19 protein-coding genes are annotated in these 20282 nt (G+C 44.7%); 5 read left to right on the top strand and 14 right to left on the bottom strand.

The features are described from left to right. Nucleotides 1-15: 15 nt before the first annotated feature. From AB4Z50_RS07580 to AB4Z50_RS07555, 6 genes are all read right to left on the bottom strand, one after another. On the bottom strand, nt 16-909 hold the full coding sequence (locus AB4Z50_RS07580) for a carbohydrate ABC transporter permease (RefSeq protein ID WP_441877637.1): 894 nt from the start codon (nt 907-909) through the stop codon (nt 16-18). Nucleotides 910-931: 22 nt separating this feature from the next. Continuing rightward, nucleotides 932-1885 (bottom strand): ABC transporter permease, encoded by a 954-nt coding sequence (locus AB4Z50_RS07575; protein ID WP_441877634.1) that lies wholly within the window; start codon nt 1883-1885, stop codon nt 932-934. A gap of 142 nt (nt 1886-2027) precedes the next feature. Continuing rightward, nucleotides 2028-2894: an AraC family transcriptional regulator gene (locus tag AB4Z50_RS07570; RefSeq protein WP_076268526.1), complete on the bottom strand. Its 867-nt coding sequence runs from the start codon at nt 2892-2894 to the stop codon at nt 2028-2030. Between the two features lie 224 nt (nt 2895-3118). After that, complete coding sequence (locus tag AB4Z50_RS07565) at nt 3119-4495, bottom strand: sensor histidine kinase (RefSeq protein WP_441877630.1); 1377 nt, start codon at nt 4493-4495, stop codon at nt 3119-3121. Next, on the bottom strand, nt 4492-5172 hold the full coding sequence (locus AB4Z50_RS07560) for a response regulator transcription factor (RefSeq protein ID WP_076268528.1): 681 nt from the start codon (nt 5170-5172) through the stop codon (nt 4492-4494). The genes AB4Z50_RS07565 and AB4Z50_RS07560 overlap by 4 nt, the downstream gene beginning before the upstream one ends. Nucleotides 5173-5319: 147 nt before the next feature. After that, nucleotides 5320-6138 carry a protein-glutamine gamma-glutamyltransferase gene (locus AB4Z50_RS07555; RefSeq protein WP_441877627.1) on the bottom strand — a complete coding sequence of 273 codons (819 nt, stop codon included), beginning with the start codon at nt 6136-6138 and terminating at the stop codon, nt 5320-5322. A gap of 181 nt (nt 6139-6319) precedes the next feature. Here AB4Z50_RS07555 and AB4Z50_RS07550 point away from each other — a divergent pair, with 181 nt between their 5' ends. The 3 genes from AB4Z50_RS07550 to AB4Z50_RS07540 are packed head-to-tail and all read left to right on the top strand — an operon-like array spanning nt 6320 to nt 9566. Continuing rightward, a complete protein-coding gene (locus tag AB4Z50_RS07550; protein ID WP_441877624.1) occupies nt 6320-6844 on the top strand; it encodes a hypothetical protein in 525 nt (174 codons plus the stop codon). A 23-nt stretch (nt 6845-6867) separates the two neighbouring features. After that, the gene (locus tag AB4Z50_RS07545; RefSeq protein WP_441877621.1) at nt 6868-9027 is read left to right on the top strand and encodes an ABC transporter transmembrane domain-containing protein; all 2160 of its coding nucleotides are present in this window, start codon (nt 6868-6870) and stop codon (nt 9025-9027) included. A 17-nt stretch (nt 9028-9044) separates the two neighbouring features. Then, nucleotides 9045-9566 (top strand): GNAT family N-acetyltransferase, encoded by a 522-nt coding sequence (locus tag AB4Z50_RS07540; protein ID WP_441877618.1) that lies wholly within the window; start codon nt 9045-9047, stop codon nt 9564-9566. A gap of 229 nt (nt 9567-9795) precedes the next feature. Here AB4Z50_RS07540 and AB4Z50_RS07535 read toward each other — a convergent pair whose 3' ends face one another. The 6 genes from AB4Z50_RS07535 to AB4Z50_RS07510 form a co-directional block, all read right to left on the bottom strand. Continuing rightward, entirely contained in the window at nt 9796-10179 is a 384-nt protein-coding gene (locus tag AB4Z50_RS07535) for a GNAT family N-acetyltransferase (protein WP_441877615.1), read from the bottom strand. 106 nt (nt 10180-10285) lie between these two features. Then, nucleotides 10286-10822 (bottom strand): GNAT family N-acetyltransferase, encoded by a 537-nt coding sequence (locus AB4Z50_RS07530; RefSeq protein WP_441877612.1) that lies wholly within the window; start codon nt 10820-10822, stop codon nt 10286-10288. 12 nt (nt 10823-10834) lie between these two features. Continuing rightward, nucleotides 10835-12625, bottom strand: a complete 1791-nt coding sequence (locus AB4Z50_RS07525; RefSeq protein ID WP_441877609.1) for an ABC transporter ATP-binding protein — start codon at nt 12623-12625, stop codon at nt 10835-10837. Then, nucleotides 12622-14385, bottom strand: coding sequence for an ABC transporter ATP-binding protein (locus tag AB4Z50_RS07520; RefSeq protein ID WP_441877606.1), 1764 nt, complete (start codon nt 14383-14385; stop codon nt 12622-12624). Before AB4Z50_RS07520 ends, AB4Z50_RS07525 begins: the two co-directional genes overlap by 4 nt. A 282-nt stretch (nt 14386-14667) precedes the next feature. After that, on the bottom strand, nt 14668-15447 hold the full coding sequence (locus AB4Z50_RS07515; RefSeq protein WP_430055858.1) for a Cof-type HAD-IIB family hydrolase: 780 nt from the start codon (nt 15445-15447) through the stop codon (nt 14668-14670). 447 nt (nt 15448-15894) lie between these two features. Next, on the bottom strand, nt 15895-16344 hold the full coding sequence (locus AB4Z50_RS07510) for an SRPBCC family protein (RefSeq protein WP_430055861.1): 450 nt from the start codon (nt 16342-16344) through the stop codon (nt 15895-15897). Nucleotides 16345-16461: 117 nt separating this feature from the next. Between AB4Z50_RS07510 and AB4Z50_RS07505 the strand changes: the two genes are divergently transcribed. Next, nucleotides 16462-17268 carry an AraC family transcriptional regulator gene (locus tag AB4Z50_RS07505; protein ID WP_441877602.1) on the top strand — a complete coding sequence of 269 codons (807 nt, stop codon included), beginning with the start codon at nt 16462-16464 and terminating at the stop codon, nt 17266-17268. Nucleotides 17269-17444: 176 nt separating this feature from the next. Further along, entirely contained in the window at nt 17445-18266 is an 822-nt protein-coding gene (locus AB4Z50_RS07500; RefSeq protein ID WP_441877599.1) for a hypothetical protein, read from the top strand. Nucleotides 18267-18331: 65 nt separating this feature from the next. Here the strand turns inward: AB4Z50_RS07500 and AB4Z50_RS07495 are convergent, their stop codons facing one another. Both AB4Z50_RS07495 and AB4Z50_RS07490 read right to left on the bottom strand, forming a co-directional pair. Continuing rightward, nucleotides 18332-19912 carry an ATP-binding protein gene (locus AB4Z50_RS07495; protein ID WP_430055866.1) on the bottom strand — a complete coding sequence of 527 codons (1581 nt, stop codon included), beginning with the start codon at nt 19910-19912 and terminating at the stop codon, nt 18332-18334. A 267-nt stretch (nt 19913-20179) separates the two neighbouring features. Next, nucleotides 20180-20282, bottom strand: a 103-nt coding sequence (locus AB4Z50_RS07490; protein WP_441878013.1) for an IS3 family transposase, incomplete at its 5' end; no start/stop codon positions are given.

Genomic DNA, 20282 nt, shown 5'->3' with positions numbered 1-20282 from the left:
GCTTTAAACCCTTGGTTATTCCTTCAAAGAACCAACGAGAACACCCTTCACGAAATACTTTTGTACAAAAGGATACACGCATAAAATCGGAACGGTCGCCACCATCATGGTTGCCATGGATAACGACTTTGAAGTTACCGCTTTCATTGCACTCATTCGGCCTTGTGCCGCTGAATCCATTTGGGRCATTTGCTCCAGCATAATATTGGAGTTCAATATTTGCTGCAGCTTCGTTTGAATCGGCAATAGGTTAATATCTGAAATATAAAGACTCGGTGAAAACCAATCATTCCAGTGATACACCGCCGTGAACAACGAAAGCGTTGCAATGACAGGTCCCGATAGAGGAAGAACAATGCGAAATAGAATACCCCAGTTGCTGGAGCCGTCAATTTGTGCTGATTCCTCAAGTCCATTCGGAATGCCAAGAAAGAAGGTCCGGAATATGATCATGTTCCATACGCTGATAATTCCCGGTATGATCATAACCCAGAACGAATTCATCAAATGAAGCTCACGAATGAGCAGGTAGCTCGGAATTAATCCGCCGCTAAAGTACATGGTCAACACGCAAAAGATCATGTAATACTTTCGTCCAACTAAATTTCGCTTACTCATTCCGTAAGCAAAAATCGCTGTTGCTGCAATGGATAGGAGCGTACCTATGACCGTACGAAGAATAGAAATAATAAATCCATCTATAAGTCGTTTGTCCTTGAAAACGACCTCATAATTGTCTAACGAGAAGACGCGCGGCCAAAATGTAATTCCACCGAGCATCGTATCGGTTCCCGCATTAAAGGAAATCACTGCAGCATTCCAGAATGGATAGAAGGCTGTGAAGCCTAACACAAACAATAGAAAATAGTTGACTGCCATAAATGTTTTGTCGCCAAAGGATAATTTCATCGTTTCGCCGCCCTTTCTCTCTTTACCACAAGCTGTTGCCTGACCGGCGAGCCAAATAGTTTGCTCCTGCTAATAAGCCGACGCTAATAATTGCTTTGAATAGACCGGCAGCCGTTGCATAAGAGAAACGGGAATTTTGAATACCCAGCCTATACACATAAGTGTCGATAACATCACTTACGTCGCGCAGCACAGGGTTTCCAGCTAGCAGCAAAATATCTTCAAATCCGGCATTCAACAGGTTGCCAATTGCTAATATCGAGAACACAACAACAACGGGCATAATCGATGGAATCGTAATCGTAACAATTTGTCTCACTCTGCTGGCTCCATCAATTGAAGCCGCCTCATACAAATGCGGGTTAATGCCTGCAATAGCAGCTAAATAAACGATAGAAGCAAAGCCAATTTCCTTCCAAACACCGGTTGTGACAAGGATCGCCCAGAAATACTCCGGTAAGGATAAGAAATTGATTGGCTCTTTAATGAGATTCACGGATTCCAGCAGCATATTTAAGCTTCCGTTATCGGTGGATAACATCGATATAACGAAGCCCGATACGATAACCCATGACAAGAAATGAGGCAAATAGCTAACCGTCTGAATAATTCGTTTAAACGTACGGTTATTAATCTCATTCAGCATCAGTGCCAGCACGATTGGCGCTGGAAATCCAATGCCCAGCTTCAGCAAACTGATGACGAGTGTATTTCGCATAACCACCCAAAACTCAGGAGCATTAAAAAACATTTCAAAATGTTTAAACCCTACCCACGGACTGTGCATGAACCCTTTGAAAATGCTGTAATCCTGAAAAGACATCAGCACCCCATACATGGGAATGTAGTTAAAGACAAAAATGAAGAGCAACGCTGGTATAACCATGAGCTGAATATCCCATTGTTTGATAAAGCGTTTCGTCTGCCCGGGCTGCTTGTACACACGCTGTTTGGTTTGTAGATCTGTTTGCAGCATGCTCCCCCCCTTTTTTCTAATGTTAGTTAAAGTAACATAAATGCGTTATCCATTCGTCATGTGTTTATTTTATCTTTTCCGCTGTGTTGATTCTCCTCTTAAACGATTGATAACTAACACTATCTTACTGTTTCCAAATGATTTAGCCTCTTGCGATTTTCGGGCAGGAGCCAATGTGCTTCTTAAATAAACGGTTGAAATTAGATAAGCTGCGAAAACCGCATTCCAGTGCGATTTCTGTAATTTTCATATCACTGGTTTCGAGCAGCATGACGGCATGCTCTAAGCGAATATGAATCAAATAAAGTAGCGGAGGCGTCCCTACTGTACGCCGGAAAATATCGCTAAAACGGGAGGGGCTTAAGTAAACAAGTCCTGCGAGTTCCTCAAGCGTCCATGGATATGCAAAGTTTTTTTGCATGTCGTAAATGACCTTGCGCATTTTGTCCAGCTGCCTTGCGCCGATGCTGTCCTTTCCCCGATTTAACCCCTCTCTGCGGAAGTAACGATTTACGCATGCATGAAAGCGGATTAAATTTGAATAAACCAAAGAACCGTAAGAGGTTTGCTCCTGATCATGTTCATCCTGAATTTCAAGAAGCAGGCTTCTAAGCTCGTTCATATGAGGCTCATTGCGGTCCAGCAAATTAGTGAAATGGACCCCCATTTCCTTATAGGGATGCAAAATTTCTGAATCATAACGGACAATATTTAGCAGCCAAGAAGCATCAAAGCAGATCACTTGCATGACCAAATCCTTGGTTTCGTAAGCGCAGTGCAAATCATTCGAGTTAATAAGCAAAATATCACCCTCTTGAAACTCAAACGTTTGCCCGTTAATGATGTAATAGCCGGTTCCTGATTTAATTAAATTGATTTCAAGCACATCATGCCAATGAAGCTTCTGATAGGTCGCATTGACGCCTATCGTTTCCAATACTTGAATGGGATAATGCTTAGCCAATATGAGCTTTTCTTTCGGAATATCCATATTTAACAACTCTGTCATAAAAACCACTCCTCGGCATGAAAATGAGCTTCACAAAGCATGTAAATGACATAAAACTAACATAAGATTAAACAATTAAAAACCTTTTTTATTCATGTTACAAGATTTGCAACCGAATAACCTCACATAAAAGATACATATTTACAAAATAAAAATACCTCATTCCCCTTATATTTAAAGGAATGAGGCATTTTCTACATTGACAACCATAATTACATAAAAACTTATGCTCGCGGAAGGGTAACGGTAACCGTTGTTCCAACTGCCCGCTTGCTTTGAATAGCGATACTGCCTTGATGCAAAGCCACCAATTTCTGCACGATAGAGAGCCCAAGCCCGCTGCCTGAAGTAGCATCATTGCGAGCTTTGTCCGCCTTATAGAAACGGTCAAAAATGAATGGGAGATCATCCTCTGATATGCCTGTTCCCTGATCTTCGATGACAACAGTAACGACGTCGTTCTCCACTATTTTAATGCTGATCGGCTTGCCTGCATCCGAAAACTTAATGCTATTGGCAATCAGGTTTAACCACACCTCATAGAGCAATTCTTGATCAGCATGGATCGTCGTATCCGGCAGCTCAAGTTCCAAGTGCAAATTTTTCTCCGACCATTGCCACTCGAGTGTAATTAACAGCTGGCGAAGCTGTTCGTCTAAACGAAAGCTTGTCTTATGGAGCGGCTTATTATCCTTGTCGAGCGCAGCAAGTGTCAGAAGCTGCTTGCTCATGCGGGATAGACGCTTGCTTTCTTTTTCTATAATGGCCATATAGCTATCCGTCTGTTCCGGCGTCSTTTCCTTATCGAGCACAGCCCGAGCTAATCCCTGCATGGATGTAAGCGGCGTCTGAAATTCATGCGAGACATTCGCCACAAATTCTTGCCGCATCTGGTCCAGCTGCTTTATCGCCACCGACATCACCGAGAAGTTGCGAGCCAGCTCGCCGATCTCATCCTTGCGCGAGAGCTGCAGCCCCGCCTCAAAATCACCTGCAACGATCTTTTTCGTTGCTCTAGTAAGCTCATTGACTGGCTTCACAATGAGGCGTGATAAGAACACAATTAACAGCAAGCTGATGACGAAGGTAGCACCGATCAATATCGCTGCAATAATACGTATTTCGCCAATTTGCTGCTGCAAGTCAGGGCGGATAAACAGCGCTGCATACCCATCCTGCGTCTGAACTCTCATACCCGCTGTGTTCAAAACACTATTTTTGAAATAAGAGAACAGCTCCAGCCGTCCCTTCTGCTCCTCCAGCCCCCGATAAATAGCTCCGTCCAGCACCGATTGCATTTGCTGCTCGCTCAGCTTTCCATGCTTGAACGGCGAGCCGTAGGCTTGTCCTTGCAAATGGTCATGAACCAAATAAATTTGAAAGCCAAGTGCTGCAATATGTGTCAGATAGCTATCCAGATCCATTTGCGGATTTTGCTCATATTGGGTGCTGATGTTTTGAGCGATCGCGATCATTTTTTGCTCATTGCTGGATTGCTGATTATTTTGATAGTACAGCCCCGTAAATAGCAAGCCTAGAATGAGGCTAATCATAGCAACCATCACAAACGTGAACACAATTCGAACATACAGCGACTTCATCCCTCATGCACCTCCAGCTTATAGCCGAGACCCCTGATCGTTGTTATCGTGAAATCGTCCTGACAATCCGCGAAGCGCTCGCGCAGCCTTTTAATATGAACATCAACCGTGCGGCTGTCTCCTTTAAAATCCGCGCTCCAGATGAGCTGAATAAGCTGTTCCCGTGTATAAATGCGGCCTGGGTGGCTTGCAAGCTGTGACAGCAGCTCAAATTCCCGCAGCGGCAGGGTAATCACTTCATCGCCTATTTTAATTTCATAGCCTCTTCGATCAATGGAGACGTTCCCGAGCTTAATAACCTCAGAGGATACAAGGCGATAGCGGCGCAGCAGCGCTTTTATACGAAACAAAAGCTCCTTTGGCTCAAACGGCTTAACTAAATAATCGTCCGTCCCGGAGTCAAACCCTTGCTCCTTGTCCTCCATCTCCGCTCTTGCAGTCAGCATCATAACGGGAATGTCATAATGCTCTCTGATTTCGCGGCACAGCTCGTACCCATTTTTACCGGGCATCATAATATCGACGACAGCAAGATGTACCTGTTCATTCTCAAGCAAAATGGACGCTGCTTGTCCATTTTCCGCTTCGAGAACGACATAGCCGTCTTTGCCCAAAACAAAACGCAAAAGCTCCCGAATGGAAGGATCATCATCTACAATTAACACATGCATTCTCATTGGCTTGCTCCCTACAAATGATCATATTTATCATAGCTGTTTCCATTATACTCCTCCATGCACGCGAAGCGAAAACACCTGTATTCGAGAGCAGCAAACGCATCTCCTACAGGTGTCTTTTCACCTATCTCAAAGACCCGAATCATTTTAATATCTAGCCGAACCCGTGCCTATTCTTGCCGCAATGCCGAGCTGTTCGGAACCGCTTCCCCCATCCCACCAAACGTCCCTAACGTTTAAGCCGCGCAAGTATTCATAATCTGGATGTACCACAATATCCTGCAAGTAGGCAGATATAGAGGCATTCTCATAGCGCATGCGATTCAGCGCATTAATGATATCTAGGCTGGATTCAATACCGATGCCATGGCCGAAATACAAATCATCATCCAGCATAATGACATTCTCACCTTGCCATTCCGGTGTATCCGGATCATGGTGAGGGTTCTTGAAGTAGAGCGCGTCGCCGGGGTAGGCTTCATTTTTATCATAGGTAGTTATTAAGCTTAAATCACGGTCGTATTGCCAGTCTCTTAAGAACAGGTTTTTAAAATAAGCGTTGAACACAGCATCGCCAACCGTATCAAGCACTGCTTTATAAAAGATAATGATAATGGCGCCTGCGCATTCAAAGCCATACAAATGCCCATTTTCAAAAATATCGTTAATGCCAACCGAAGGCAGTACGCCTCCCTTTAGCTGAAAGCCGCCGTTTTCCGTACGCGTCCAGTATTGCTCATTGCATTTTGATCCTGCGAAGGTCGCAAAGCTCACTCCACTGGCATAAAGCGCTTTGGCTGCTTCAACCGTATGCATGCGCGTTTTCAGCTCAAATTCGAGCGCATCAACTGATGGATAGCGATAGACAACCTGGCTCTTCTGCTTCTCTTGCAGTATTTTTCGTTCAATCTCCGATAACGTCAAAGGATTAATCGAAAACGTAGGACTACCCGCAACAAGTATCACCTTAGTTTTCCTCCATTTCATTCCAAATCGATTAGGTTATTGTACGTGTAAATAGAAAAAATGTGAGTATGGATGCGGAATAGGGACGCTGCAAATGTTGTCGAATACACAATCAATCTTCTGTTCATTGTCAGATCATGGTATAATTTGGTCATTATCTTGAAAGAAGGTAATTAAGCCTATGAGCTATTATTTCAACATTTGCTCTACTGCCAAGTATCAAGAGGCCTACATCACTTTTTTGCTGGAACATTTCGTCCAGCTAAACCTGCCCTATTCCTTTCCTGTCTCTCTCAGCTACCTTTCAAGCCCTCTGTTTATGGAGAAAGAATCTATTTTATTTCGCAATCCCGATGATGAAATCATAGGCACAATAGGGTACATACACGGCACCGGAGATCAAAACTATGAAAATGAGCATATCGTTCAGATTCAGACGTTTTTTATTAAGGAAAGCTATCGAAGCACCCGATTGTTTCTCCAGGCTYCACAGTTTCTCGCTCAATACTTAGCCCAGTTGAAACAGCCTGTTACAGAGCTTCGGTTCTGGATACCCGCACAGCCGAATCTTCAGCGCCTTTGCGCGAAGTCAGCTAGGAAAGTGTCGGTTCAGGATTCGGATCATGGCGTTATTGAAGAGTATGTAATGGATTTCACCCATTGGCACGATGATGTGATGAAATACCCTCATGAAAATTATTTTTAAGCTCAGAAGGAGCACAATCCGTCATGGTATTTATTGTTCTTAAGCACTTAGCAGGCTATATGCGTGCCTACAAGCCTCTGGCTATATTTTTTTTCGTTACGCTATTTTTAGATCTCATCTTCATGTCACTAGCGCCATTGAGCTTTCAATTTCTAATCGACAAAGCCATCCTTCCTAAGGACCTGCATGCCTTTTCTCTTATCATCATCATTTTGGCGGCTAGCGGCATCTTCTGCCTCAGCGCTGGCGTTTTCAGCGATTATGCTCTTGCCAAGCTGAGTGCAAGGGTGCAGCAGGATTTGCGCAAACAATTATTTGAGCATATGCAGCAAGTGAACCTCGCTTTCTTCCAGAAGACGCGCTCAAGTGAGCTGCTTTCCTATTTCACAGTCGATCTTCCTTCCATTGAGCGAGCAATGAATGCAATTCTCGCGGTAGGAATACAATCTTTTTCCGTTGTAGTCATTAGCACCGCGGTTTTATTTTATTTGCAGTGGAGTATGGCACTAGCCATATTGTTTGGGGCAGCCCTTATTTTTGCCGGTCCTTACTTGCTGGGCGCTCGCGCGCAAGCCATTAACGTCGCTCATAAGGAGCAACTCGATCATTTAACAGGCGACATACAGGAAAACATTAGAGCGCAAAAAGTAGTCAAAGGTTTTAATCTCCAGCAGGCGATGACACATAAATTTGTGGGCAGACTGCAAACGATGTATCTCATTCACTATCGAAAAAATGTGATTAACGCTCAGCTGGAGCGAATTCCGCTGATCAGCTTACTCCTGATCAATTTATCCATTATTGGGCTTGGCTCTTTTCTCGCACTTCACGGGCATATTACGATCGGGGCTTTGGTTGCCTTTTTCACGATGTATACTTCAATGGGAAATTCCGTTTTTAATTTAACCGCAACGATTCCAGTCTTCACGGATGCTTCCGTCAGCATTGAGCGAATGAACAAGCTGCTGCAAGCGCCTAAGGAAACAACGGGTAAAGCACTTATGACGAGCCCCCTAAATCATTTGCCGGATATTCGCTTTTCAGACGTTTCCTTTCGCTATAACGAGGAGCAGGAAGCACTTAAAAAGATTAATTTACATATTAAAGCTGGAACAACGGCTGCATTCGTAGGCTCTAGCGGCTCTGGCAAGAGCACGCTCGTACAGCTGGTGCTGGGCTTCTATGACCCGAGTGCAGGTCAACTCGAAATCAATGGTATTCCCATGCAGGAACTAAGTCGAAGTTCTTACCGAGATCAGCTCGGCGTTGTATTTCAAGATAACTTTCTCTTTCGAGGTTCCATTATGGACAATATTCGCATCAGCAAACCAACGGCAACGAGGGAAGAAATCATAGAAGCTGCTAAACAAGCTGAAATTCATGTGTTCATCATGACGCTGCCAAATGGTTACGATACGCTGGTGCTGGATGATGGGTCTAATTTGTCTGGAGGGCAGCGGCAGCGGCTCGCCATTGCTCGCGCGATATTAAAAGATCCCCAACTATTATTGTTGGATGAAGCTACCTCTGCGCTAGACCCGATAGCTGAAGCATCTATTAACCGTACATTTAGGGATTTGTCACGCAATCGAACCGTAATAACCGTTACGCATCGTTTATCTTCTATAACAGGTGCAGATTGCATTTTTGTGTTTGATAAAGGTGAGCTGGTCGACATTGGGACTCACGAGGAAATGCTTGCACGCGGAGGCTATTATAAAGAATTATGGGAAAAACAGAATGGTATGCTGATTTCAAATAGCGGGCAGGAAGCTGATATTGATGAGGAAAGGCTCGCAAAGCTTCCATTCTTTCAAGGTATTGATAACGAAGTACTGAAAGAAATTAGAAGTCTGTTCAACACGGAGACATTTAGCGCAGGCCAACCTGTCATTCATGCCGGAGATCAGGGTGAGAAATTTTACTTAATTGCACGCGGCCGGGTTGAAGTATCACGCAAGGACGCAAATGCGATTGATGGAAAGCTTCGACTTGCCATATTAGAGGACGGAGACCATTTTGGTGAAATTGCTTTGCTTAACAATGTGCCGCGTACAGCCGATATCACAGCCATTACACCTTGCGTGTTCCTTACATTGCAGCGGAAAGGGCTTCATTACGTGTTATCTAAACATCCTGAAATCAATAACCGAGTCAGGCAAACGCTGAAGGAACGAAAATAGAAGGAGGCTGCTTATCGATGCTTGCGCAGTACCGCGTTTGTAAGAATGATGCTGATTTAGCACAGTATGCCCTATATTTCATCAGGCATCGCACCGATTTCAGCAGCAAGTTCTCGCTTCCGGATACCTTATATCATATTTTACAGTCTCTACAGCAATCCAAAGTAATGCTAATCCTAAGCCTGGAGGGCGACACGATTGGATGGGCGCATTATAGATATTTGTCTACGGAATATGAGCCTGTTCGAGAAGGGGAAATTGCTTTCGTAGATTCCGTCATTATAAACGACGCCTATCGAAGCGGCCAATTGTTCATTAACGGCTTTCATTTTCTAGCAAACCATATCGCCGCTGAGAATCCGAAGGTCAGGACATTTGAATTTCACGCGCTTGCAAGCCATGCCTATCTGAACAGACTTTATTCCAAATTTGCGACTATAGTAGGACAAAGAGATGGGTACCATGAAATAGAAAACGCCTATTCCACTGATTTCAACCAACTTCTTCACTACTTAAATAGAACAAAAAATGACAATTGACGCCACTTTATTCCATATGTTACTGTAAATATATTCTATTATTAAAGGAGGTATTTACATGTATCCACCAAGAATAAATGCAAACAATAAAACCGACCGCAAACCACTTCAATTTTCAAACCTGCTTAAGCTGAATGAACAAGCTAGAGTAACTACTGCGAAGTAATCGTTATAGGCAGCAAAAGAGCCATCCACCTTTGTAGGTAGAGAGCTCTTTTTTTGTTGCTTATTAGTTGGACAATCCGCCACTTGCTGCACCCGCTCCGCTGGAGCTGTACGAGTCGGAATATTCCGTGTTGGTTTTATCCCATACATCCTCATATGCTGGATTCCGCTTGAACTCGGCTAGCGCATAGGAGCAAGAAGGAATAACCCGTCTGCCCTTCTCCCTAGCCTCTTCTACTACAAAATCAAGCAGCTGCCGCCCCAAATGCTGGCCGCGATAGTCGCCATCCACATACGTGTGGTCAATGACCCAGGTGTTTACGTCGACCATCGTGTAAGTGATCTTACCGATCGTTCCTTTGGTTGTTGTCAGAACGTAGCTGTTGCCTTGCTTTTGTGCCAATATTTCCTCTTCTACTTCGCCATACAAGTCTCTATCTGTATCCATTGTTGCCTGCACCTCCTAGAAAGCTGTTAGTTATAGCTTCTTATGGTCAAGCTATCGGTCTACTACTTCTTACCCCGATAGAGGAACAATGAATCGTATGGGCAATCTATTTGCTATTTTCCGAAGAGGAATTAGGCGCTTCCTTCACCATGTATAACACTAGTTCATCGTCGACACGAACCATGCTGCCGGGCTTCACAATAACATTCTCGTACGAAATCCCTCTACCGTCAGGAATATAGCCTCTGCGAGCGTAAATGCGCTGTGCACTGCCATAGCTAGGGTAGAGCCCTACACCGATGCCGACAATTCCGTATTTTTCAAATGCGATCTGCTCAATGCCATCCATCAAAGCATTCCCAATCCCCTTGCGCCGCAAGGCTGGGATCACATCAAAATTGTTTATTTCAGGAATGTTGTTTTGCTGAAAATAGGGATAATACGATTGTGACAGCAGATGCAGCCATCCAGCGAACTGACCCTTGTAGAAAGCGACAAGGGTGACGCGCTGTCCCGTTTTATTTTCTTCCCAGCATCTTGCGATATAATCTAATCGCTTACTAATATCTTGATGTTCAATCGCATGAAAAATGACATTGACATCATCATTTTCCATCGCTCTTATTTGCATGTCTTCACGCATTCGATCATCCCCTTACTCTTCTGCTTTTTCCATATTTTCTTCTTCCCATAACAATCTCATTTCCGCTGAAACCGCAAGCAAATGCTGTAGACTGCCTTGCGCTTCTATTTTCCCATTTTTCATGACGATAATATGATCGGCACGTTGCAAAGCGGCTTTGCGGTGGGAAACAATCAAGCATGCCGCATGCGGCGTCTGTTCCACTCGTTCCCAAAGCAGCTTCTCTGTCGTCACATCCAGCGCACTCGATAAGTCGTCAAATACGAGCAGCTCCGGCTCACGAACGAACATGCGGGCAGCCGCTGTACGTTGTGCTTGACCGCCAGACAGCTTCACGCCGCGTTGCCCAATCATCGTTTCGAGTCCATGCTCAAGCTGTAAAATATCTTTGTCTAACACAGCGGTGCGAATGGCTTTCTGCGTGCGGCTTGGTATATCTGGCATACCAAGCAAAATATTCGTTTCAAGCGTTTCGCTAAACAAATTAGGAACCTGCGAGGTATAGGCGCTGCGCGGCGGAATAAAAAAAGAATCCGGATCTGCTACGCGCTCGTCATTCCACCAAATTTCCCCCGCCTGAGGAGGCAGCAGCCCAAGCACAGAGCGGAGCAGCGTTGTTTTGCCAGAACCTATCCGCCCCGTTACAACGGTGAAGCTGCCTCTTGTCAGCTCCATGCTTATATCTTCAATTCCTCTGCCGGAATCCTTATACCGATAGCTGAGTCCCCGTACTGAAAGCGTACGAAATGGAGCCTCCTCCTGCTCCTTTGAAGCGCGATGGTTTTCAGGAAATGCACCGCCCAGCTGCAATTGGGTATGCTCGGTAAGCTTTTCGGTTGATGCGCCTTGCAGCAGCTGCACCATTCGCTTAAACGAAATGCCTGTTTGCTGCAGCGTAGCTAAAAATCTGCCAAAAAACGCAGTGAAATCGGTCACGAACGTTAAATAATAGACGAATAATGCAAAGTCACCAACACTCAGCTCCGAGCGCTGCATGGCAGAAGCGCCCAGCAGCAAAATAAATCCTGTTCCTATATTCACGATATTAGAAAATACCGAATCAAGTATAGATGTAAATAATCGATCCTTAAGCGCGGCCTGCCTGCGCTGCTTATTCAATAAGCGAAGTCTGTCGATAAACCGTTTCTCCGCGCCAGCAAGTTGAATGGCCTGCACCGAGCTGAACATTTCACCGACCATACCCGTAACTTTGCCCGTAGCATCGCGGCTGGTGGCACGGTAGGCCTGCAGGCGCTTGGAAGCAAGCTGGGTGACTGATACAACGAGTATAAGCGGCAGAAATACATAACAAGTAATGCTGACGTTAACCCGCAGCAAAATGAAGATTGCCGCTGCCGCAAATAACAATTTGCCAATGAAATCAAGCGTCCAGCTGATGGCATCCTCTGCTTGATTGGCATCGTCGCGAAATTGTGTGACGGCTTCGCCTGGCGAGATCGGAATGGCCGCCGCTGCCGGCTGACGCAAGATCCAGCGCAGCATGTTCCACCGAAGCAAAGAGCCCATACTAAAGCGGTGGATCGTATCTGTCAAAGCACCCGCATAAATCGTAACGATTCTCGCAACAGCTACAGCCATTAACAAGATGGCTAGATTTGATGCGCTAAGCGACCAGCTGGCATGACCTGTGAGCGAATCAAAAAATTGCTGAATGATTAAGCCGGGCAGCAATGGGAATAGATGAATGGTCGCCCAAAGGATAGCATTGGCAGAATAGAGAACCGGGCGATAGCAAATAAGCCGCCACATGGCTTGCACCGTTGTCATTTCTTTGCTGTTCATACAAGCACCTCCACAGCGCCGGTTTGCAGTAATTGGTATAGCCTTGAGCTTGGATCAGCCGCTAATTGCGATCTATTGCCGGATTCCACAGGCGTTCCAGCATCTAAAATAAGGATGTCATCCGCTCGTTTAATTGTTGCAAGCCGGTGGGCAATAATAATGGCAGTGCGCCCTTCAAGCAGCTTATCGATCGCTCTCTCAATATGCGCTTCCGTAGCAGGATCGAGCCTTGAAGTCGCCTCATCAAGAATGACGAGACCCGGATTAGAGAGAAAAGCACGGGCAAATGCAAGCAGCTGCGCTTCTCCAGCCGACAAACCGCTTCCTCCTGAGGCCAGCTGAGTATCAAGCCCTTCGCCAAGCGAAGCTAACCAGGCGCCTAGCCCTAAATCTTCTAATACATCATGCAGCCGCTCATCCGAAATTGTTGGATCGTAAAGCGTGAGATTATCTCGCACGGTCGCTTGAAACAGCTGAATATTTTGAGATACCATCGCGATTCGGCCTCTCAGGTCAGCTAGCGTATAATCCCTAATATCTGTACCGCCCAGCTCAATAGACCCTGCTTTCACATCATAGAAGCGAACAAGCAGTCTAGCCAACGTACTTTTACCGCTCCCCGTTCGACCAAGCAAACCGAGCACTCGGCCGGGCTGAAGTTTAAAATCGACATCGTGGAGCACTCGCTCCCCGTCCCCGTCCTCACCTGTGTAAGCGAATGCGACATTCGAAAAGCTTACTGAAAGCGCGCCTTCAGGCATATCAACCGCTATCTCTTTCTCTTTTAACTTCGATTCCGTAGCGAATAGCCCGCTAACCCTTACAATACTAGCATCCGCCCGTTGTAAATCTTGAATTTGTGTACGGATTTGCTCAAGCGGATGATTGAGCAGCTCGGTATACGTAAAGACCAAATAAATCGTGCCTAGGCTCATCGAATCCGTTGTCCACAAATATGCGCAATATAATAATGCAAGTGATCGTCCAAGCGTAAATACAAAAATAGTGGATACCCACATCGAATATCCGCCTATGCTTGCTTTCAGCGTAATCGGAAATATTTTGCGGAGCAGTCCATGAAATCGCCTCATTACGAATTCACTTGCTCCATTTGCGCGTGTATCCTCTGTTCCAGCCAAATGCTCGCCAACAAACCCATAAAACTCCGCCTGCACTTCGCTTGATTTTACCCAAAAAGGCGAAAAAGCCGTTCGTATTCGTTGAAGCACGAATATCGTCAATACAACGAACACCGTCATGCCTGCCCCTAAGCGCCAATCCTCGCGGAACATCAATACGAGTACACCTGCTATGAGCAGCAGATTCGCAACCAACACAAATATGAAATTGGAGAAAAAATGCGACAGCTCATTCACATCGCCATCGATCCGCTGAATTAATTCACCGCTCGTTCTCTCCTTATGAAAGCTCTGATCGAGGTGCAAGCAATGCTTCGCCAAATCACCTCTTAGCTCATTCGTTGCTGTCCAGCCGACTTGTTCTCCAATATAGCCTGAGGAAACGCTAGCGAGCTGATGCAGTAGCGCAACTGTAATAAACAGCAAAGCGCTGCCGATAAGATCATTAATTTGAATGCCAGGCTGCAGCGCGCTATCAATAAAATGCCGTATGATTTGCGGATTCCAAAGCTGCAAACCAATGCTGGCAAGCAGCAGTATAGAGAGCAGAACGAGCTTGTGCCGCTCATGCTTTAAATAAGTGCTTAACAGTCTCCAATATTGTTTAATGGGGATATTCATTTTCTATTGCCTCCAAACACACCATCCATATATTTCATATTTATCTTAAAATGAGGAGAGGACTGGTGGCAAGGTAAAGAACAGTTATAGCCGCTTAGCACAGAAAGCGATTATTAAAGGTTATAACGGGTAAGGGGCTAATAAGGAAGCGAAAGGATTCCACCGTTTCTATCTGAGGATGTAGATTCAAGCGGCTACTAATAAGAAAAAGCCAACGCTATAAGTACGCGTCAGCTTTTTTTGTTTACTGCTATTTTTGCATATAATCACACAAATCCAGTCTTATCCCTTTAACAAACCAGCCTTGATTAATCCGTTGCGAATCCCCTGATCATCCACATGCGTTGTCACATAATCTGCGAATGGTAGCAGGTCTGGATGCGAGTTGCCCATTGCGATGCCTAGGCCTACTGTCTCCAGCATTTCAATATCATTCAAGCCATCGCCAAAAGCAACCGCATCGGCAGTCGTATAGCCGAGTTTCTCGAGCAATGCCTCAATTCCTTGAGCTTTGGAGCCGCCTGCGGGAAGAACATCAATCGCTTGAGGGTGCCAGCGAATAAGCTTCAGCTCGTCATGCAATCCATCATACAGATGCTCGTCGTGGCTCTCACAGTGTAGAAACACTTGGAAGATATCGTCCGTTTTCCAAAATTCCGGATTATAGCCTGGCAGATCTACCTTTAATGAATTTACCGAATCTATAATAAAGGGATGATCCTCTTTGTCCGCAAAAAAGTTATGCTCCCCTTCAAATACGAGTCCATGATTATGCTCAGCTGCAACCTTTACAAGTCGCTCCAAACGGCCTTTTTCGATCTCTCGTCTGTATAGCGGAGTTCCTTTGTACACAACGTATCCGCCGTTTAGACATACGAATGACTCGATGCCAAGCTGCTCAGCAAGCGGCTTTATAAAGTAAGGCGCTCTGCCTGTTGCAATAACCGGCTCCACTCCACTTTCCTTCAGTTCCGCAATAGCTTTGATCGTATCTGCCGGAATTTCCTTATGCTCATTAATCAGCGTGCCATCGATATCAAAAAAAACGATTTTATACCCCATTCTCTGTTCTCTCCTATCCGTAGTCGCAGACGTATGACGCCTGTCCTTTTTATACAGTATAAAGAATTAAGCCATGAAAAGAAATCTTTCGCCTTATTTTGCAAGCTCGACCCGCCATTAAAAGCCTTGCCTCACAGCGCGCAGCGTGCAGCATGGCACTTATCATCTAACGGACATAGAATCCGCTATTTCATGAAATATAGGCAAAAGTGGCGGGGTAACGGACATACGATACGCTAATCGGGCGGATTAGGTTGTTAAATGAGCTTTTTAACCCAAATAAGGGCCTATATGTCCGTAAGCATAGCAATAAGTGGGGAATTTCGCAGAATAACGCATCTCATGTCCGTTGACCTTATTTGTTGTTAAGAGTTTCGACAAGCGTTTACCGAATTCTACAAAAAAATAGCACCAGCGGCTGCTGATGCTACTAAATTTTTAATATCGTTACCAACCATAATCCAGTCCCTTGCCCGTCTCAACAAAGGTTTTCAAATTGCTTAGAATCATCCACCACTGACTATCCGTCGTTGGAATCGAAGGATGGTCTTCAGTAAATTGGTCATTAACCAAAGTCAGCTTCGTCGTAGCCCCAACCTCTTCTAGCGTAAAAGTGATCCTTGACTCCAGCTCTGCATGATTCGACCGATAAGAAGGACCTGGATGCTCCAAAAAGCTAAGTATTTTGCTTGGCTCATATGCTAAAATAGTACCATAAATATGAACGGTTTCATCGCCTTCCGTACCTGGCCCAACATATTTAAGCGATGAGCCTACTTCGAAAGTTGATTCAATAATACAGCCAAAAAATGTTTGACGCGTTCCCTCAGGCGATACGAATGCATCCCATACTTTCTCGGGCGCTGCACCAATATAAAACTCATATTTAAACTCCATGTGTTACACTCCTTTTTCTATTTAAAATGGTTGATGTTTTCTACTCGTAGTATAAAACTATCTGCTAGGATCGTATTGTAAAAACGCGACAAATTGATCAATAGGAGTGATATAGTAATGAACACTATCGACCAAAAACGCAGTTTGGGTATTTTACAGCGGAGTGAGAGCGAGAAAAAATTTCAGCTTTCCCGTTATGCTCCTTCCGAACCTCTCCTTCCATTCATTAAACATTACTGGATAATAAACTGGGATTTAGAAGGCCATGCTCCTTATTTTCAGGATGTCGTCCCGAATCCTTGCGTCAATCTCGTTATCGAAGACCACCAAAGCGGCATTTATGGCGTTGCCAGTCAAATGTATACAAAAAAAATTGAAGGCAAAGGACGAGTATTCGGCATAAAGTTTCAGCCTGGCGGTTTTTATCCTTTTCTAAACTCGCATTTAGCAGAGCTTACGGACCAAGCGTTGTCGATTCAGGCTGTTTTTGGGACGGATGCTATCGCGTACGAGCAGCAGCTAAGGTTGGCAGCAGATCCTACTGGCATGATCGCACTTACCGAGGCCTTACTTCTTCGTCATCTCCCGCAGCCGGATGAGTCGATTACACTCGTCAATCAAATCATTTCACGGATACATGAGGATCAAGAACTGACCAAGGTAGAGCAGCTATGCGAAACCTTCGATATTAACAAAAGGAAGCTACAGCGCCTCTTCAGTCAATATGTCGGAATAACGCCAAAGTGGGTGATTAAGCTGTACCGACTGCAAAATGCGGCGGAAGCGATCGATAAGAGCACTCATTATGATTCACTTAAACTCTCAGCAGAGCTTGGCTATTATGATCAATCACATTTTATTAAAGACTTTAAATCCATTATTGGGAAAACGCCAGATGAATATGCAAAGCGACAAGCTTTGTAGTTTGCCTGTTGCTTAGCCAATTTGACTGAGGCTTGAATGATCCTGTATATTTATAAAAATTAATAAAATAAGCACGGCTTACGATGGAAGCACCCGTAAGAGAAGGCGTATACCGCCTATCTTGCAGGTGCTTTTTTTGCGTTGTTTGCCCAAAACCAAAGGAGGTTTTATCGATCATGCCATCTGCTTCCAAATTAACTGTAGTTTTGTTTGTTCTCTTGCTTGCGTTTCTAAGTCCAACTACTATTGCTGCCGCACCGTTTGAATTCAGCGTTACTGCCAAAACAGCTTTTGACAAAATGAAAGGAACCGCGGATAAAGGTACCTCTGCCAAGTTAACGTCTCAATACACGGAATTGCAAGAAATTCAGAAGCTGACCCTTGATTGGGATGTGCGGATAGACAAGCTCCATTACCAAAACGAGGAGACCGTTCTCGCTACTCGCAAGCGGATTAAGGAAGTTGGTGCGGAGAAGCTGGTTCAGCTAGAGGCAGCTGTCGTGCAAACCAAAAAGAAATACGAAGCCCTATTCAACCTTTATGATTCCTTGAATCAACAGCTGAGCCTCGCCAAATCGTTCAAAGATAAATGGCTTACGAATGCGCTGAAGCCGCAGGTCGAAACGACTAAAGCTGCCGTTCAGCTCGCCAAGCTAGATATACGCAGCAAAGAAACGGCGCTTAGAACAGCCAAAGCGAGCACCGCCAAAACGATTAAAGATTTGCGCGAGCTGCTGAGCGGCATCGACCCGCTTAAGGTGAAAATCAAAGCATCCAAGAGCACCATCAGCAGTATAAAGAAACAGTTCACGACGGAGACATCTATTTTGAATCAAGTGTTGAAAAAAGGCGATTCAACAGCAACCTCAAGCTCTTTTACTCGCATGCTCGCTTACACAAAGCAAATTAACGAGCAGAAACAAAAAACATACAACTATGAGCAGCAGACGATGAGCATTATAGCTAAAGTCGACGCGCAAATAGCAGCTATCAAGTAAGTAAAGCACAGCAAAAAAGCGCGTCTCGGCATCCGAAACGCGCTTCCATCTATGATTCGTCATCTTTATACAGTAGGGAGCCATACCTCAACAATAGTGCCTACACCAAGCTCGCTGGACAACGATAATCGTCCCCCATGCGACGATACTATTTTATCTACAATCATCATGCCTAAGCCGTTCCCGTCCCGCCTTGTCGTATGGAACGGTTGTCCAATACGCCGCATCACTTCATCCGTCATACCTACACCGTTATCGATAAATTGAATGCGTTGATAATTATCCACCACATCGAGCTTAATGTTCACTTCTCCGCCGAAGGGCAGAGCTTCCATGCAATTTTTTAAAATATTTAAAAATACCTGTTTGACTTGATCACGGTCGCATAGAATTTTTGTCTCGCCTACTTTTGCGCTCCGTATTTGAATGCCGTTCATCTCAAATTGAAGCTCGAATACCGAAATGACCTCTTGTAAAATAACATCACAATCTTCTTCTTTATACTGAATCGCTTGCGGCCTTCCCAATATTAAATATTCGCCCACAATCGCATTCATCCGCTCCAGCTCTGACATCATCAAGTTGTAATGATGGGGATTCGTCGTTTTGCTGGACAATTGAAGCATGCCTTTTACTGTAGTCATAGGGTTTCGAATCTCATGCGCGATGCTGACGGCTAGCTGGCCTGCAAACACAAGCTTCTCACTATTGCGAAGCAGTTCTTCCGCGATCTTCATTTCCGTAATATCCCGCAAGCTGCCGACAACCCGCGTAAGCTGGCGCTCGCTGTCGTAGATAGGAACCACATCCAGCATGTAGTAGCGCAGCTTCTCTTCAACTAGAATAGATAGCTCGATTCCTACACAGGACTCACTGCGTTTCATAACGCGTTCAAAATACGTCCCAATGATGCCGACTTCAAATACACTTGTGCCTAAGCAGCCATTTTTTTCATGATCCGAATTGTTCAATATCGCAGCGCAGTATTTGTTTATTTCTACAATTGCACCCTGCGCATCGGCAATAATGACACCATAATAATCCGTTTCCAGAAGAACCTGATTTAAGATTTGAAGCTGTGTATTGTGTTTACGGAGCAGCAGCTCTCGCTCGATAGAATCAACGATTGTGCATAAAAGTGCAAGCAAATGAGGATGGGCAAACTGAATTTCCGTCATGATCGAAATCGAACCAAGCAGCTGACCGCTGTCCTCCATAAAAAAAGGAGCTGTATAACAAGCTAGCTGATGTAGTACTTTCTGATAATGATCTTCGCCTACGAGCTGAATAGGCAGCTGTTCACGCAAACATAGATCAACCGAGCTCGTACCGATCTCTTCACAGTATCGCACGCCTTCAACAATACCTAGCTGGCGCACCTGATTAATAATAGAAGCATTGCCTCTGAACTCAAGGATATACCCCTCATTGTCTGATATGGCAAGGAAAAAAGGATCATCTGCAACGGTCGATAAAAATTTTTCAACAAACACGCTGATAACTTCAATCGTTTCTTTATAATGGCCCTGCTGAGCTTTAAGCTCCGCATCCGTAAACCGCTGGGTAAATATAGGCAGTTCATCACGATTAAGTCCATACCGCTCGCATTTTCGATGTGATTCTATGATTAAATCGTTATTTATCATATGGTATACCAATTAACCTTTCCAGGACAGCTAGCTTCCATTTTGTTGGACATTATCCAATATTCTAGTTTAACCTGGCATATTCCTTCCCAAATTCATTAAAAATCACTTATTATCTACAATAATCTCCAAAATCAGCGTCGAGACCCCAAAAAGCGACATTCCTTCGTTCGAAATTTGCACCAAATCAATCCTAAAATAAAAAAAAGCGATGCTTAATAGGGACTGACCCCCATTTGTGAGACAGGGATCAAAACACCTTCAAGTTTAAACGGCCAGTCGCCTGTAATCAATCGGCGACTGGTTCTTTAGTTTCGTTTGAATACGAATTGCGTTATAGTAAGTGATGTAGTCTCGAACGGTCTGTTCA

Source organism: Paenibacillus sp. 2TAB26 (assembly GCF_052115145.1).
Classification (GTDB): domain Bacteria; phylum Bacillota; class Bacilli; order Paenibacillales; family Paenibacillaceae; genus Pristimantibacillus.
The sequence above is the reverse complement of the archived record's forward strand: the minus strand, read 5'-3'. Positions and strand labels throughout refer to the sequence as shown.